This is a genomic window from Streptomyces sp. NC-S4, assembly GCF_054353315.1.
Genome location: NZ_CM135937.1, coordinates 71,056 through 85,001, shown reverse-complemented (window position 1 = coordinate 85,001; position 13,946 = coordinate 71,056). Strand labels below are relative to the sequence as shown.

16 protein-coding genes and 1 pseudogene are annotated in these 13,946 nt (G+C 68.2%); 10 read left to right on the top strand and 7 right to left on the bottom strand.

The genetic code is table 11. The annotated features are described in order from the left end of the window. Nucleotides 1-5: 5 nt before the first annotated feature. On the bottom strand, nt 6-857 hold the full coding sequence (locus tag ACXNSR_RS00485) for a hypothetical protein (protein ID WP_458640121.1): 852 nt from the start codon (nt 855-857) through the stop codon (nt 6-8). 84 nt (nt 858-941) lie between these two features. Between ACXNSR_RS00485 and ACXNSR_RS00480 the strand changes: the two genes are divergently transcribed. Then, on the top strand, nt 942-1,397 hold the full coding sequence (locus ACXNSR_RS00480; protein WP_458640120.1) for a hypothetical protein: 456 nt from the start codon (nt 942-944) through the stop codon (nt 1,395-1,397). 281 nt (nt 1,398-1,678) lie between these two features. Here the strand turns inward: ACXNSR_RS00480 and ACXNSR_RS00475 are convergent, their stop codons facing one another. Beyond that, nucleotides 1,679-3,304, bottom strand: a complete 1,626-nt coding sequence (locus tag ACXNSR_RS00475) for an alpha/beta hydrolase (RefSeq protein ID WP_458640119.1) — start codon at nt 3,302-3,304, stop codon at nt 1,679-1,681. A gap of 408 nt (nt 3,305-3,712) precedes the next feature. Between ACXNSR_RS00475 and ACXNSR_RS00470 the strand changes: the two genes are divergently transcribed. Both ACXNSR_RS00470 and ACXNSR_RS00465 read left to right on the top strand, forming a co-directional pair. Then, complete coding sequence (locus ACXNSR_RS00470; RefSeq protein ID WP_458640118.1) at nt 3,713-4,600, top strand: HAD family hydrolase; 888 nt, start codon at nt 3,713-3,715, stop codon at nt 4,598-4,600. Between the two features lie 13 nt (nt 4,601-4,613). Then, nucleotides 4,614-5,258 (top strand): hypothetical protein, encoded by a 645-nt coding sequence (locus ACXNSR_RS00465; protein WP_458640117.1) that lies wholly within the window; start codon nt 4,614-4,616, stop codon nt 5,256-5,258. 86 nt (nt 5,259-5,344) lie between these two features. On the opposite strand, the gene ACXNSR_RS00460 is transcribed toward ACXNSR_RS00465, so the two are convergent. After that, the gene (locus ACXNSR_RS00460) at nt 5,345-5,749 is read right to left on the bottom strand and encodes a hypothetical protein (protein WP_458640116.1); all 405 of its coding nucleotides are present in this window, start codon (nt 5,747-5,749) and stop codon (nt 5,345-5,347) included. Nucleotides 5,750-5,906: 157 nt separating this feature from the next. Between ACXNSR_RS00460 and ACXNSR_RS00455 the strand changes: the two genes are divergently transcribed. After that, a complete protein-coding gene (locus ACXNSR_RS00455; protein WP_458640115.1) occupies nt 5,907-6,506 on the top strand; it encodes a TIGR03086 family metal-binding protein in 600 nt (199 codons plus the stop codon). 45 nt (nt 6,507-6,551) lie between these two features. On the opposite strand, the gene ACXNSR_RS00450 is transcribed toward ACXNSR_RS00455, so the two are convergent. Next, the gene (locus ACXNSR_RS00450; RefSeq protein ID WP_458640114.1) at nt 6,552-6,752 is read right to left on the bottom strand and encodes a hypothetical protein; all 201 of its coding nucleotides are present in this window, start codon (nt 6,750-6,752) and stop codon (nt 6,552-6,554) included. A gap of 98 nt (nt 6,753-6,850) precedes the next feature. On the opposite strand from ACXNSR_RS00450, the gene ACXNSR_RS00445 reads away from it, so the two are divergent. The 3 genes from ACXNSR_RS00445 (at nt 6,851) to ACXNSR_RS00435 (ending at nt 10,017) form a co-directional block, all read left to right on the top strand. Next, the gene (locus ACXNSR_RS00445) at nt 6,851-7,039 is read left to right on the top strand and encodes a hypothetical protein (protein WP_458640113.1); all 189 of its coding nucleotides are present in this window, start codon (nt 6,851-6,853) and stop codon (nt 7,037-7,039) included. 654 nt (nt 7,040-7,693) lie between these two features. Beyond that, nucleotides 7,694-7,978: a hypothetical protein gene (locus ACXNSR_RS00440; RefSeq protein WP_458640112.1), complete on the top strand. Its 285-nt coding sequence runs from the start codon at nt 7,694-7,696 to the stop codon at nt 7,976-7,978. 1,214 nt (nt 7,979-9,192) lie between these two features. Continuing rightward, on the top strand, nt 9,193-10,017 hold the full coding sequence (locus tag ACXNSR_RS00435) for a hypothetical protein (RefSeq protein ID WP_458640111.1): 825 nt from the start codon (nt 9,193-9,195) through the stop codon (nt 10,015-10,017). Between the two features lie 412 nt (nt 10,018-10,429). Here the strand turns inward: ACXNSR_RS00435 and ACXNSR_RS00430 are convergent, their stop codons facing one another. Both ACXNSR_RS00430 and ACXNSR_RS00425 read right to left on the bottom strand, forming a co-directional pair. Further along, nucleotides 10,430-10,789, bottom strand: coding sequence for a hypothetical protein (locus ACXNSR_RS00430; protein WP_458640110.1), 360 nt, complete (start codon nt 10,787-10,789; stop codon nt 10,430-10,432). Nucleotides 10,790-10,856: 67 nt separating this feature from the next. Beyond that, a pseudogene (locus ACXNSR_RS00425) lies at nt 10,857-11,165 on the bottom strand (transposase); the annotation flags it as partial. A gap of 125 nt (nt 11,166-11,290) precedes the next feature. Between ACXNSR_RS00425 and ACXNSR_RS00420 the strand changes: the two are divergent. The 3 genes from ACXNSR_RS00420 (at nt 11,291) to ACXNSR_RS00410 (ending at nt 12,813) form a co-directional block, all read left to right on the top strand. After that, complete coding sequence (locus ACXNSR_RS00420; RefSeq protein WP_458640109.1) at nt 11,291-11,806, top strand: hypothetical protein; 516 nt, start codon at nt 11,291-11,293, stop codon at nt 11,804-11,806. A 51-nt stretch (nt 11,807-11,857) separates the two neighbouring features. Then, the gene (locus tag ACXNSR_RS00415; protein WP_458640108.1) at nt 11,858-12,052 is read left to right on the top strand and encodes a hypothetical protein; all 195 of its coding nucleotides are present in this window, start codon (nt 11,858-11,860) and stop codon (nt 12,050-12,052) included. 371 nt (nt 12,053-12,423) lie between these two features. After that, complete coding sequence (locus tag ACXNSR_RS00410) at nt 12,424-12,813, top strand: hypothetical protein (protein WP_458640107.1); 390 nt, start codon at nt 12,424-12,426, stop codon at nt 12,811-12,813. Between the two features lie 52 nt (nt 12,814-12,865). On the opposite strand, the gene ACXNSR_RS00405 is transcribed toward ACXNSR_RS00410, so the two are convergent. Further along, on the bottom strand, nt 12,866-13,570 hold the full coding sequence (locus tag ACXNSR_RS00405; RefSeq protein ID WP_458640106.1) for a hypothetical protein: 705 nt from the start codon (nt 13,568-13,570) through the stop codon (nt 12,866-12,868). Nucleotides 13,571-13,946 lie beyond the last annotated feature (376 nt).

Here is a 13,946-nt window from a genome sequence, read left to right as displayed (position 1 = left end):
CCGTCTCACCCTCCGAAGGACGGCAGCGCGAGGCGGAACGTCCCGTAGTCGATCAGTGCCGCGATGGCGGAGAGCACCAGGATCATGATCAGCGTGCCGGCCCGGTCACCCCGTCCGGTGCGGATCACTGCGGTCCGTGGCTTGCGCGGGTGGTACGCGACCTGGACGGGCCTGCCCTTGTCGGTGCCGCCGATGTATCGGGTCACGCCGTCGGTGTCCGTGTAGGCGTTGGTGTCCGTACCGTTCCGGTAGACCTGCAGCGCGTCCACGGTGATGCCGTAACGGCGCAGGTACCAGTCCCGCCCGGCGTACACCAGTCCCAGCCAGGCGAGGAAGGACGCTGCCACGCCGAGTTCCCCGAGCAGCAGCGTCGCGATTCCCCGCCCCCAGTTCCCGTCGAGGAGCCCGACGACGACGGCGAGTGCCACGACCGCCGAGACGGCGGTCCAAGTCGCCCACTTGGCGGGGGAGGGAAACCCGACGGGCACGTCGTCCACCTCGCCTTCCGCATCGGCCGCGGCCGCGGCCAATGCCAGGCTCCGTGTGACGACGAGCGTGGAACCATCGATCAGTGGCGCGTCCTCGGCCCGTTCGGGCAGCGAGGCGGTCACCACATCGGCGAAGACGGCGGCGGCTGCCGCGCTCACGTCCTTGACCCGGTAAACGGTCGCCCGGGCTCCTGCCGGAGCCGTCAACTCGATGGAGACGGAACGCCGCTCGGTGCGGACGCACGCGATCGCCGCGAAAGGGATGCGCAGCTCGTCGTCCGGACGACGCAGCAACAGCTCCTCCCCGACGGCACGGAGTTGAATGCCATTGTCGCCCCGGAGGACGGGTATGGGCGAAGAGATCGACATGGCGTGATCGTAAGGCGCCTGATCTGTGCGGGTGAAGAGTTTGCGGGGGTTTCGGGCGGGGCTTTGCTGCCGTACGGTCCAGCTGTGAACTTGGTGACTGCAGTGCTCGTTTGTTTCATCATCGCGTCCGTGCCGGTCTTCATCTTCGGTCTGTTGCACATGTCCGGTGAGCGCGGAGAGCTGAAGAAGATGACCGAGCTGAGCGAATCCGGCATCGAGGCGCAGGCGCGCCTCGTGGGCTTGGAGCCGTTCGGTACGCGCGGTTACGCGAACGCCGTGTACGAGTTCCAGTCTCCCGGCGGCGCGACCGTCCGCCACAACCAGGGGGTGAACTTCGGTGCCGCGCACGTTGTCGGACACACGTACCCGCTGGTTCACGCCCCCCATGACATGAGGCGTCTGCACATGGGGACGATGTCGACGGTTCGCCAGGAACGCGGTCGGCGCAAGGGCTATCTGCGGGCGGCGCACCGCACCGTGCTCCTGGCCTTCGCGGCAGGTGTGCTGGCGACGGTGGGGCTGATCGTCAGCCCCAGCTGACTCCGCGACGAAAGCGCCTCGGCGAGGGCGTTGAAGCGGGCACCGCGGCCCGAGCCGACGCCCGTGCCGAGGCAGCACCGGGCCGCTCCGTGACCAAAAGGATCTCCGAGCCGCACTCGCCCCGGTCCACAGGATTCGGACCCGTCAGGTCCCTCTTCCCAGGGCCCGCATGTTCAGCGGTGCCGGTCGGAGCCCTCGGTGGTGCGGAGCGCGGGCCGCAGCGGCGTTGCGGCCCGCTGCGGCCCGAGCACGTATGCCGGTGTGTCCGGGGTGTGTCCGTCTCAGCGCAGGGCCGGGATCACGTCGCGCGTCTCGTCGACCTCGCCGACCGCGGTGCGGCGGCCGATCGGTTCCGGGGGAGCCTCGTCCGCGCAGACGGTGCCCCGCGCGGGCAGCGCCAGAGTGGCGAGGTAGCCGTCGACCAGGGCGCTGACGCACGCGCTGCGGTGGTAGGCGGTGTGTCCCTCGGCGTCGAAGGTAAGCAGCCGTCCGCCGTCCAGTGTCCTGGCCAGGGTCACGGCGTCCTGGTACGGGGTGTCGGGGTCCCCGGTCGTGCCGAGTACCAGGATCGGGGCGGAGCCCGCCGCCCGGTAGGAGCCCTCGAACCGGCTCGGGCGCTCCACCGGCCACTGGGCGCAGGCCGGGGCGTGGTTGTGGTCGTAGGTCGGCGGTCCCAGACCGATCGGGGGTCCCAGCAGCGGCGCGGACGCGGCCTCGGCGGCGACCAGCGCGCCCAGGAGCGGCCGGCTGCGCGGGTAGAGGCGGTCGGCGCACTCGACCGCCAGGTTGGCGCTGAGGAAGTCGAACGACGCGGGCGAGGGCGGAGACAGCAGGAACGAGGCCTGCCGCGTCTGGGCCTGCCGCAGCGCCTGCCCCAGATAGGGCCAGATCTCCTTGCCCGCGTTGATGTTGAACATCAGACGGTAGGCCAGGGTGTAGCCGGTGGCCGAGCGCCCGCTCGCGGTGATCACCGGGTCCGCGTCCAGATCCCGCTTCAGCTGTTCGAACGCCTGCCGCGGCCGGCCCTCACCGAATCCGCAGGCCGCTGCATTGCGCCCGCACCAGTCCAGGAACCGGCCGACGGCCGCGTCCAGGACGGTGAACTGCGCGGCGTCGTACGCGTACGGCACATCCGCGTAGAGGCGCGGATCGTAGGCCCCGTCCAGGACCATGGCACGTACCCGCGTCGGGAACCGCGCCGCGTAGACCGTGCCGACGTAGCTGCCGAAGGAACGGCCGTAGAAGGACAGCGTCTCCTCGCCCAGGGCCTGCCTCAGCAGGTCGAGGTCCCCGGCGTTCGAGGCGGTGCCGATGAACGGCGCCAGCTCCCCGGAGCGTTCCCGGCAGGCGGCGGCGAAGTCGGCGCCCTGGCGCACGGCCTCCTTCAGCGCCCCCGGTCCGGGAGCACCGCGCGCACCGTCGACCGCGGCGGCGTACTCCTCGTCGTTCCAGCACTCCACCTGCCCGCTGCGCGCCACCCCCCGCATGTCGTACCCGACGACGTCGAAGGCGTCGCGCAGCGAGGCGGGCAGCGCCTCGTAACTGCTGCGGGCGAAGTTCACGCCGGAGTTGCCGGGCCCGCCGGGATGCAGCACCAGGACACCGGTGCGGCGCGCCGGGTCGGCCGCCGCCCGGCGGGTGACCGCGAGTGCGAGCGTGGGCCCGGCGGGCCGGCGGTAGTCCACCGGCGCCCGGGCGGTCGCGCACTCGAAGCCGTCCGCCGCCCCGTCGCAGGGCCCCCAGGACAGCACCGGGACGGGCGGCGCCCCCGCCGTGCCGGACGTCCCGGCGGCTCCGGCGGCCCCGGCCGTGCCAGGGGCTCCGCCCAGGAGCGCGGTGACGGCGATCAGGACCAGGGATATCGCCCACACCACGCGCCTGCGGGGGTCGTCGGCCAAACGGGTCATACGGCGCTCCTCCGTCACGGATGCTGCGGAACGGGCGACAACGTAGCGGCCGGCCGCCGCCCCTGTCGGCCCGCCGGGAGTTGATTCCCGGCTACCGCCAGGGTTGTACGCCCCCGGCCGGCGCGCAGTCCTGCACCCCGCGGGCGCGGCTGCGGGCGGGGCCTCACCCGATCCGTCGTCCATCCGGTGCCGGGGCGCTGTCCGGGGCAGGTCCGGGCAGCTCCGGGGCGGTGTCCGGGGCAGGTCCGGGCAGCTCCGGGGCGGTGTCCGGGGCAGGTCCGGGCAGCTCCGGGGCGGTGTCCGGGGCAGGTCCGGGGCCGGTCCGTGCAGCTTCGGTCAGGTCCGGGCAGCGCCCGCCGCCGTCCAGGGTGACCATGGCCTTGTGGACGCCGAGCCGAGGAGTGGCCCGTGACCGAGCAGGTGCTGGCGAGCTGGAACGAGGGCCCCGCCAGGCAGGCGGTGCTGGACTACGTCCAACGAGCGACGACGCCGGGCGCGGCGTTCGTCGATCCGGCCGACCGGATCGCGACGTTCGACAACGACGGCACGTTGTGGGTGGAGCAGCCGCTGCCGCCGCAGTTCGATTTCGTGTTCCGCGCCTGGGAGGCGGAGGTGAAGGCGGACCCCTCGCTCGCCGCACGCCAGCCGTACAAGGCGCTCGTGGAGCACGACCAGGGGTTCTTCGAGGGCCTGGCCACGCAGGACCCCGAGACGGTCGGATCCCTGCTGGAGGCGTTCGCGCGGTCGTGGGCCGGCACGACGCCCGGGGGGTTCGACGCGCGAGTGCGGGAGTGGACCCGTTCGGTGCGTGACGAGCGGTTCGGTGTTCCTTACGTGGAGCTGGTGTACCGGCCGATGCTGGAGCTGTTCGATCTTCTGCGGGCCCACGGGTTCCGGGTGTTCGTGTGTTCGGGTGGTGGCCGCGACTTCATGCGGGTGTTCGCCGAGGACGTCTGGGGGATCCCGAAGGAGAACGTCATCGGCTCGGCGGCCGCCTACGCCTACACCGACGGCAGGCTCGTCCGCTCCCACGAGCTCCTGGGCGGCCTGGACCTGGGGCCGGGCAAGCCCGAGCACATCTTCGCCCACACCGGCCGGCTGCCCGCCTTCGCGGGCGGCAACGCCGACGTCGACATCGAGATGCTCCGCAGCGCCGCGTTCGCCCTGCTGGTACGCCATGACGACGACCGGCGCGAGTACGCCTACACCAAGGGCGCCGACGCCTCGCTCGCCACGGCCGAGCAGCTCGGCTGGACCGTCGTGAGCATGAAGGACGACTGGGCGACCCTGTTCTGACCGGGAGGACACCTTGAGCGACCTGACCGCTGTCGACGTGCTCGTCGAACCGGACGAGACGGCCGTGGACCGCGCCGGTGCCTGGAACACCCGGATGCGTGGGAGCGTGCCGGACGGTTTCGCCCTGGAGGCCTCGCACCGGCCGCACATCACCACCCTGCAGCGCTACGTCCGCACGGCCGAGCTGGAGGACGTGTACAACGCGGTCCACCGGACCCTGGCCGAAACCGACACGAGGGCTCTCTCCTACCGGGCCGTCGCCATTGGCCACGCCGACTGGGGCGTGCCCGGCCAAGGCCTCGCGGTCATCCTCCTGCGACCCGGCCGGCAGGTCCTCGACTTCCAGGCCGCGCTGCTGGCCGCGATCTCCCCGTTCACCGGGTCCGGCGGCACGGCCGCCGCGTTCGTCACCGACCCCGGCGAGGACATCAGCCGCAGCACCCTCGACTGGGTCGACGGCTACGTCCCCGCGCAGATCGGCCCCGACCGGTACACCGCTCACATCACCGTCGGCTTCGCCACCCTCGACGACCTCGAGGCCATCGAGGCCGAGCCGTTCGACGCCTTCACCGTCCGCCCGGCCGCCGTCGCCGTGCACCAGCTGGGCAACAGCGGAGCCGCCCGCAAACTCCTGCGGAGCTGGCCCACCCCGCACTGACCGGGGACCGCCGCGGGTGCGCACCGGGCCGGCGCGCCCGTCGGGCGTAGCGGGAGTTGTCCTGCGTGTGCAGAGGGGGGGGCGGGTCAGGGCATTTCGTCGGGGTCGCAGGTCGCGCGGCGCAGGCCGATCGTGCGGAGGGCCCGCATCAATGCGTCTTCGTCGCCTGCGCGTACGAGGTGGACGGCTCCGTCGGTGGTGGCGACGCCGAGGTCGCCGGGGGTCGTTTCCGCTCTCGTGCGCAGGACCACTCCGCCGGGTGGGTCCAGGGCGCGTACGCCCTGGAACACGCCGAGTGCGGCCGGGTCGTCCCGGAGACTGCCGGAGAGCGTGAGGACGGTGATGTCGGGGAGCAGTGCGCGGGCGTGTGCGAGGGCGATGTCGGGCGTGGGTGCGTGGGAGATGACCCGGAAGTGGGGGTTGCGCTGGATCCGGGAGCGCAGCAGTTCCAGCTCCGTGCCTTCGGCCACGCCGGCCACGAGGACTGTCATCACAGTCCCTCATCCTCCGCCGTGGTCGCGGACCCGTCGAGCCGGGCACGCCGCGTCCGGTGCGGCGTCCCTCCACACGGGGTCTGGTCGCGTCGTGCCGGGTGGGAGCCGGCTGCCGGTCTACGCTGCAGGTCCACCTGTGCGGGAGGAGTGGCGGATGACCGGTACGAGGATCCTCGACCTGTGGCCGCAGGCCCGGGTCGTGGCCCGTCTGGCGGCCGCGGTTCCCGATGCACGGCTGGCCGGTCCGACGCCCTGCCCCGGGTATACGGTCGGCGGCCTGCTGGGCCACTTGGCCGGCCTTTGTACGGCCTTCCGTGACGCCGCCCGCAAGGATCTGGGCGCGACGACCGACACGCCGCCCGGGACGGCCGCCCCTGTTCTGTCCGTGCGCTGGCGCGAGGACCTGCCCGGGGTCCTCGGTGAGCTGGCCGAGGCCTGGCGGGACCCGGTCGCCTGGACCGGTACGACCCGCGCGGGCGGCGTGGACCTGCCCGGTTCCGTCGCCGGTGTGGTGGCCGCGGACGAACTGGTGATTCACGGATGGGACCTGGCCCGGGCCACCGGCCAGGAGTACGTACCCGACCGGGACGCGCTGGCCGCCTCGCACGCGCTCCTGCTGGTGGCCGCGCAGGAGAAGGGAGGCGGCGGGGGCCTCTTCGAGGCCGTCGTGCCGGTACCGGACGGGGCTCCGTTGCTGGACCGGGCCGTCGGCCTGAGCGGCCGCGACCCGGCCTGGACGCCGCCGTCCCCGTGACACGGCGGCCGGTACCCCCGGCCCGAGGCCCTGCCCCCACAGCGCTCAGTCGTCCGGATCGCAGACGCCGCCACCGGGTTGCTGGCGGGAGTACCGGACGATGGCTTCCTGCGAGGACGCCGGCGCGCTGCCGTCGTCGGCAGTGTGGGTGTAGAAGGCGATGATGGAACCCTCGGTGACGGCGTCCAGGACGCCGTCCCAGGGGATGGTGTAACCGGCCGAGGTGGTGTCAGCGATGATGCTCACGACACCCTGGATCTCCGCTAAGAATCGGGCGTCGCCGGTCGAGGCGGATGATGACGTAAGGGGTCAGCTCCCCTCCGAGCCGCAGCTCCTGCGATGCCGTGGCCCGGCACAGACCCGGGTCGGAGGCGGCCTCCCTCTCCCGCGGCAGCGCGTTCGCGCCCGAGTACGTGTCCATGGCCATCGGGTACGGCTACGTGGTGCACGCGCCGAAGCCGGGCCGCGTCGTCGAAGTGACCAAGCAGTCGGACATGGGCGGGATCCTCGTCGTCCGGCGCATCGCCGGCTGAACCGCCTGCCGCTGCGCAGCCCGTTCTGGGTCAGGTCAACACTTCAATCCGCTGCCCCGGTACCGCCATCCCGGCAATGCGACGGCGCTCTCCTTCAGAGGCGACGCAGATCAGGAGAGGGGCGAGACGGCTCTTCAACGCAGACAGCCGGCCGGCGACGGGGCAGACGACGCCGTACGGCGTCCCGGTGCACGAACTGGGCGACGGGTACCTCCAGAGCGGCCTGCCGTGCGAGGAGCGCCTGGACGGCGGCCTTGTGCCCGCCCTCGGCCCCCGGCATGGAGCCCAGAGCGCGACCGTGGCTGAGATCCTGGAAGCCGCCAGAGCAGGAGTACACCTTGCCGCTGCCCTTGTGCAGTGGTTCGTGTCGGGAGCAGAGACCCGCACGCCCTGATTGGCGCATCGCATGGTCGCGAGGGCTTCTTCGAGCTCAAGCTGCCCGTCGCCCGCCGGGATCGCGCAGCTGCGGTCCCCGGTGGCAGGGCTCTTTGTCGGTATCGGGTCCGCGCCGGAACGGCACCTGGAACACTCGCCGACGCCGGGCGGTAGATCTGTCCCAAACCCCGCCCACCACCGCACCCGTCGAGCAGGGGAGCACCACGATGACCGATGGAATATCGCCCGAGCCGAACACGTACCCGCCGGAGCTGCTCAATGCGATTGGCGACCTGCTCGCCACCGCGCACCGGCACCAAGTCGGAGTCCTTCGAACCTGATGGAGAGGGATGGCGGGTCCACTACCTCGTCGAAGACTGGCCAGCAGTCCAGGAATACCAGCTGAGTGCTGGTCCGCTCTCCGACGCGTACGACCTCCAGACCGCCGCCTCAGCCGCCCTGCGGCCTTTGGTGAAGATGGGGCAGTCGGTCACGGCGTACTTCAACAAATGGCAGCGAATCAAGGACGACCACGCCAAGCGGTCCACCCAGGCCGAGCAGTAGGACCCGTAGCGGGCTACTCGGCGGATCGAACGGCGGCCGCTCCGGCGTGGGCCCACGAGACGACCTTCGCCCTGCTCATGCCGTGTGAGCAGCACGCCGACTGACCGTCCAACCCCGGAGCGGGGGCCGGAGCCAATTCCAGTGGCTCCGGCCCCCGCTCGTGTGTAGCCCGGCCCCCGTGGCGGTCCCCGACCGAGCCGGACAGCGGCCCAGGTCCGCCGCCATACTGCGGTTGCAACGCCTCATGAAACAGGATCGGTGCAGGTGAACCATCCCGCGGTGCTGTGGTCCATAGCCGATGGCTCAGGATCGAGGCCACCTGGCCCTGGGCCAGCGCGTTCACCACCGCCTGGAGCCGGATCTCCAGGCTCCCGGCCGTCACCTGACGGCCGGCCCCCACCCCGACGAAGACCAGAATGGAGGACAGCAGCACCACCCGGGCCCGTGGAACCCGGCGCAGCCGCAGCGACACGCGACGCACGCTGACCTCTCCACGAGGACAAACCAGGGTGAACCGATCACCTCGCAGAAAGCCCCGTCAAGGCTGACGAATCGAGGTTGATGGCCGAACGCGGTACGAGCTTGGCGATTTGCCTCCGCAATTGTGACCGCAATGAGAGCGCGCGTATATCTTTCACCACACCGTGACCGTGGCCACGGTGCTTATGTGGCCACGCTCGTGAATCGCCGGACAGTACCTAAGCCACTCCACGGTCACGCCAACCCGTCTCCGGCCCGTGATCAGCATTCACGAAACTTAGACGGCGTCACCCACGTGCGATAAACCGCAGGGCAGCGACCCCACGCAGATCTCTCAAGTCCACGACATTGACCCCACACCCGAAAGCACCACCGAAGCAGCAGCGCACCAAGGTCCGCTATCTCTCACGCCGCCACTGCCCCGAAACCAAAGATCGCATCCACCACACCGGGGCGGCACGACAGGAAGTTGTTTAACCAATATCAATTGAACGCTACACCAACGCGCGAGCTTGCCGAGAAGGTGATGTAATCGACATAACGGGGCCAAAAATCGGAGGCGGCCTACCTTCGCTGCCTGCTCCTGGATGCTCGTCATGTCAACGATTGATGATCTTGGCGGCCTCAATTGAAATCCAATGAGAGGCGAGCTCCCCTGCCGTGGGTGTCGCAGTGATAATTCCTTTCACACAGTCGCCGATGGGTGTGCGGATCCTACGGAATGAAGGAACGTCGTGGCACTTGAAACCGATTGGGACATCATCACCCCATTCTCCATAGCAGAAAACGAACTTCTACTGTTCTGTAATCAGGGCACTGGAAAGGCAATCACCGCTCAAATATCAAACAATGACGGACACCTCGTGAAGCGAGAGGATATCCAATTCTCGAACATCTGGGACCAAATCCTGTGGTGCAATCGACGCCTTCTCCTGTATGACTCGGAGTCGGGCGCAGCCTGGACTGGCGTGCTCGGATTGTTTGGTGATTGGCAAGGCGGTAACCCCATCCCCAATCTAGGGGCAGGGTGGGTCATGGGGGTCTCTGACGGGAATGCCGTCTTCCTTCACAGCGGACACAGTAGCTATATATACGGATACATACTTCCGGACCATGCGGTAATGAAGTCGGCCGCTTCGTGGGCGGGTGACTTCGACGTTTGGCCGCAGCTCGCATCGGGGCGCGACGTTTTTGTAGCTTACGATTGTGAATATCGGGAGGAAGCTACGCTCGGGCTCTACGAGATGCAACCGTATCGATACCTGAGCCGAATGGGGCTCGGCTCATGCACGTCCGACTTTACGGCCGTCGCGGTCGCTCAAGGTCACCTTCTCTTCTACGACATACACACTGGCGGCGCCGCCACCACGAGATTCATCCCGTGGGATATTGCCCTAAAAATAGGCGACTTGCCTCTTCAGTATTTCGATTTGGATGCCGGGTGGACACATATCATCCCCACGCTGTCTCACGTACTCTTTTATGCCTACTATGATGGCACGGCAACCATAGGTCATATCGCCCCGAATGGAAGTTATGTGCACGAAAAAAGGGTGTAGGGCAGAATGGACTTGCGGCGGCGGGCTGGTCAGCGAATGCTGCTGGCCAGCCCTGCGGTGATCGTTAGCGCGCCGCACGGTTGCGGGACTTGCGGTGCAGGCTTAGAACTCCTATCGGAATGAGTTCAAGCGTCGTCGTCAGTAGATGAGTGCGCACCCGAGGATGAGGAAGGCTTCGTGGATGTCGTCGCGTATCTCCCAGCGGATCCAGCCAGGCGTGAGCGGCGGCACAAGACCGTTTCACGCCAGCGCACGGCCAAACGGCAAGAGGCCCCAGCAGCGCCGGGGGACTCGCCGGGGACGGTGCCGATCGGGGCAGGAAGTTCTCCTGCCACTGGAGCGAGTCTGAACGGGGAGCCCCGCAGCGGGGTACCGCTGCTGGACAGATGCCGGGCCTGTCAACCCTGGATATTCAGCTGAATTGGGCGGCTTGACGGACCGGTAGCAGAAAAGGTGCCCTGACCTGGCAGGACGCGACTGCCGAGGAAGCATCGGGTGCAAGAATCAGGACACCTTTCTGGTGCGTGAGCGTACAGAGTGGGACCGCGGACTGGTGGTCGCGGGGGACGGTTGGGGACTGGTCGGGCATGCGGGGGCCGTGCTGCTGAGGAAGGTCGCCGACCGGGTCGGGCTGATCGAGGGGCTGGCCGCTGTGCTTCCTGCCGGAGGCGGGCACGCCTGGCGCGAACGGGCTCATGCCGTGGTCCAGCTCGCCGTCGGGATCGTGCTCGGGGCCGCGAATCTGGCCGAAGCCGAACAACTCCAGGCTCACCACCGGCGCCTGTTCGGGCCGCCGGCCTCGGACTCCACCACCCGGCGCACGCTGATGGCCCTGGACGGCGAGGCCAGTCCAGCTCGCCCCGGGCGCCGAGCCCGTCGAGCACCAGGCGGTGGAGCTTGGCCCACACCCTGGCCTTCGTCCACTCGGAGAACCGCCGGTGAGCTGTCGCTCCCGACGGCCCGAACGACGCCGCAGGCAGCTGCTGCCAGGTACAGCCCGAGGTAGCCACGAACACGATCGCCGCCAGAACCTCCCGGTCGCCATGCCGACGCCGACCACCACCTTGAGGCCGCGACGGCGCCTCCGGCACCAGCCGCTCAACAAACCCCACCACGACCGACAGCCTACCCAATACACCAAATGAGATGACGTCTAAGTGGCTGAGGAAGGACTCCGGCGCGCCCTCGTTGGCCGCAATGCGTGATCGGTGCGCACCGATTCCATACGCTCGTGCTTAGTTTTGCTTTTCCATCAAAGGAGAACGTGACAGCCGTGTCCGCATCGCAGGCCGCCCGAATCATCGAACTGATTGCTCACCTCGATCCTCGGCTGTGGGAGATCCTGCACCCACACCAACCGGTGCTCGCCGCTCAAGTGGTTCGTTCCGGAGACTCTGGCCCAGAGACGAGGCTCAATCCCCAGCCGCTCCCACCGCGCGATCTGCTGCGGCTGGCGATCCACAGCACCGCAAACTCCGTGGCGACCACGGCGATCGCGGTCCAAGCAGCAGGCCAGAACGCACAAGAAGTGCTGCAGGAGGTCGGGGACGACTGGTGCACCCCTGTCAACGGCCGGCTCCCCTGGCCACGCCACTGGCCCTCACCGCCTCTCGGCCGCTTCGACCCCATCGATCACGACACCTTGGTGGCAGCTGTCCAGGCCCAAGCGGCCCTGGCATTCCAGGCATACGCGCATGGAGTCGCCGACAAACAGCTCAGCACCGGCTTCGCCGCGCTCGCCGACCGATTGTTCAAATCGGCAGTAGAAGAGAGCACCCCCGATCGATGACGGTGCACCGATAGCCGAATGGTCGTCTAGGCGGAGAGCTGGGACACTGGATTGGGGGACAGGAATCCGGCCGGGCACTTGCTCAGTGGCGGAGGAGGGAACGACTACCTCGAGGGCGGGGAAGGCCCAGACTATCTGCAATGCGGGGCAGGCACGGACGTCGCAGAACGACTTCTATTCTCCTCTCGGATCATCCAGTCGGAGGCGGTGGGTGCCTGCGCCCCCCAGGCCTGTCGAGGCCAGTAACCCAGCACGCGGATATCCTCAGTGGCCTGCCGAAGAGACACGACTTACCCTGACCGCCTCCCCGTAACGAAGCGCGCTGGCCCGCCCGGACTTGCACCTGCGAGTCGAACAATCCCCCGCACCGAAAAAACGGGGTGAATTTCATTAGATGCAACACTGGGGGCCAGGAGTTAGTGAAGCAAGGTTTCCCAGCGGGCGCGATGAGGCAGACCCTCCAAGATTCCACTATATGAGTAGCGCCGAAGATTGAAATAGACAGCTCAGGGGATCTATCACCGGCTGAGTGAGCGGCTTAGAGATTCTGCGGACTGCCGCCATGATCTGAGGCCTCCTCACGCAAAATCGCGGCAACTCAACCAATCTCATCGGACGTGACACACGACGCAAAGGATATTCTCATGGCGCGCGGCTTCGCTCGGGTGGACAACGGAGGTAATCTTGTCTCCTCCAAAGGCGTGGTGGGCATGGCAAGGTGTACCCGCAACGGGGATCCGATCAATTACGGAGCATACTGCTTCAACCTCGAATTCACGCCCCTCGCAATTGTTGCGAATTCAATTCCCCATCCCGACGACAATCTATTCACTCCGTTTGGCCCGATCTTGTACACGGCCGGCCCGAATCTCAATGGAGTCCTGACTACAGACGGGATCGGGGCGGTCAAGTGCCCGCCAGGGTTCCAGGATGCAGCCGTAATTTGCTATCTCACGGGCCACAAACTATCAATGGCATACGGCGGCTTCTTCGCGCTCTTCGAGTGAGGGTGACGCTGACGTTGAACGGGTGGGGTGACAGCGGCCGTTGGTGGTCGTACTACATCCTCGTCATGACGTACGCGGATGGCGGCGGTCTGCCCGCGGTCGGCAGCGCCACAGGGGCCGGGAGCGGCCCGTCCGACCCTGCCCGCGGTGCTCTGCTTCCCGTCTGGTAGATCAAGGCGCAGATGGCCCGCGCTTGCCACGAGGCATCCGCGAGAGCCTCCTGGAGCTCAGCGCGAAGCACCACGCGGTGTTCGGCGCCCCGCTCAGCGCTCGGACGGTCCCCGAACGAGGACCAGTCGGCAAGCGCGCCCAGCTGGCGCCGCCTCCGGGTCGCCCACCGCTTGCACACATTTCGGAAGGAGCACAGACAGGACCGCAAGAAGTAGGTGCGCATCGAGGCACCCCTGTTCGGGTCCCAGAACCCCCTGGGCAGGATCGTTTCCGTGAAGTGCGCCACCGCCGTCGCGACGGAGTCCGCGGCGCGCTCGTCACGAAGTTCCGCAAGCCGGGTCATCATGTCCACCTCGGTGTACCAGGCAGGGACTTGGATGTCGTTCTCACCGCAGCGCGCGATGATCTCTCCCCACTGCATCCAACTGCGCAGCACACGCCACCCGTAGAGCCACAGGTCCTCCACCAGCGCGTCGAATCGCGGCCCCCGGAAGCCGTCGAGCTGCAACCGCTCGCACAGCTCGCGATCTTGAGCAAGACGCTCAGCGTTGCTACCCGGATGCGGTCGCGCAATCTGTTCAGTCACAGGACGTCCCTCGTCTCGTACTTGAAGTTCTAGCGCCGCTCCTATGGAAAACCGGGCAAGTCATCCAGCGTGATTGGGCTACCTCGAAGATCCGTCTGACCTGCGGTGATGGCTACCGCGCCGAACCGGCGGACCGACCACGTTGGTGATGAGAGGGCCGTCGCCGAGTACCTCGCCCCTGGACCCCGACCCGACTGCGGTCGATGTCCAGGGGGTTCCGTCCGTAGGCATCTCGCAGGTAGCGCAGCAGGGCCCCGCACCGATCGGTGCGGGGCCCTGCTGCGTTCACCGGAACGCGAACCGTCCGTCGGCGCCACTCAGTCGTGGCCGGGCTGGGGGTCGCTTCGACCTCACCGTCAAGCCGCGCTCCGGCGAT

Bases quoted from the DNA above. Each gene is read 5' to 3' on its own strand.
- ACXNSR_RS00485 (WP_458640121.1), bottom strand. From the start codon at position 857: ATGTCGATCTCTTCGCCCATACCCGTCCTCCGGGGCGACAATGGCATT.
- ACXNSR_RS00475 (WP_458640119.1), bottom strand. From the start codon at position 3,304: ATGACCCGTTTGGCCGACGACCCCCGCAGGCGCGTGGTGTGGGCGATA.
- ACXNSR_RS00460 (WP_458640116.1), bottom strand. From the start codon at position 5,749: ATGACAGTCCTCGTGGCCGGCGTGGCCGAAGGCACGGAGCTGGAACTG.
- ACXNSR_RS00455 (WP_458640115.1), top strand. From the start codon at position 5,907: ATGACCGGTACGAGGATCCTCGACCTGTGGCCGCAGGCCCGGGTCGTG.
- ACXNSR_RS00440 (WP_458640112.1), top strand. From the start codon at position 7,694: ATGCGATTGGCGACCTGCTCGCCACCGCGCACCGGCACCAAGTCGGAG.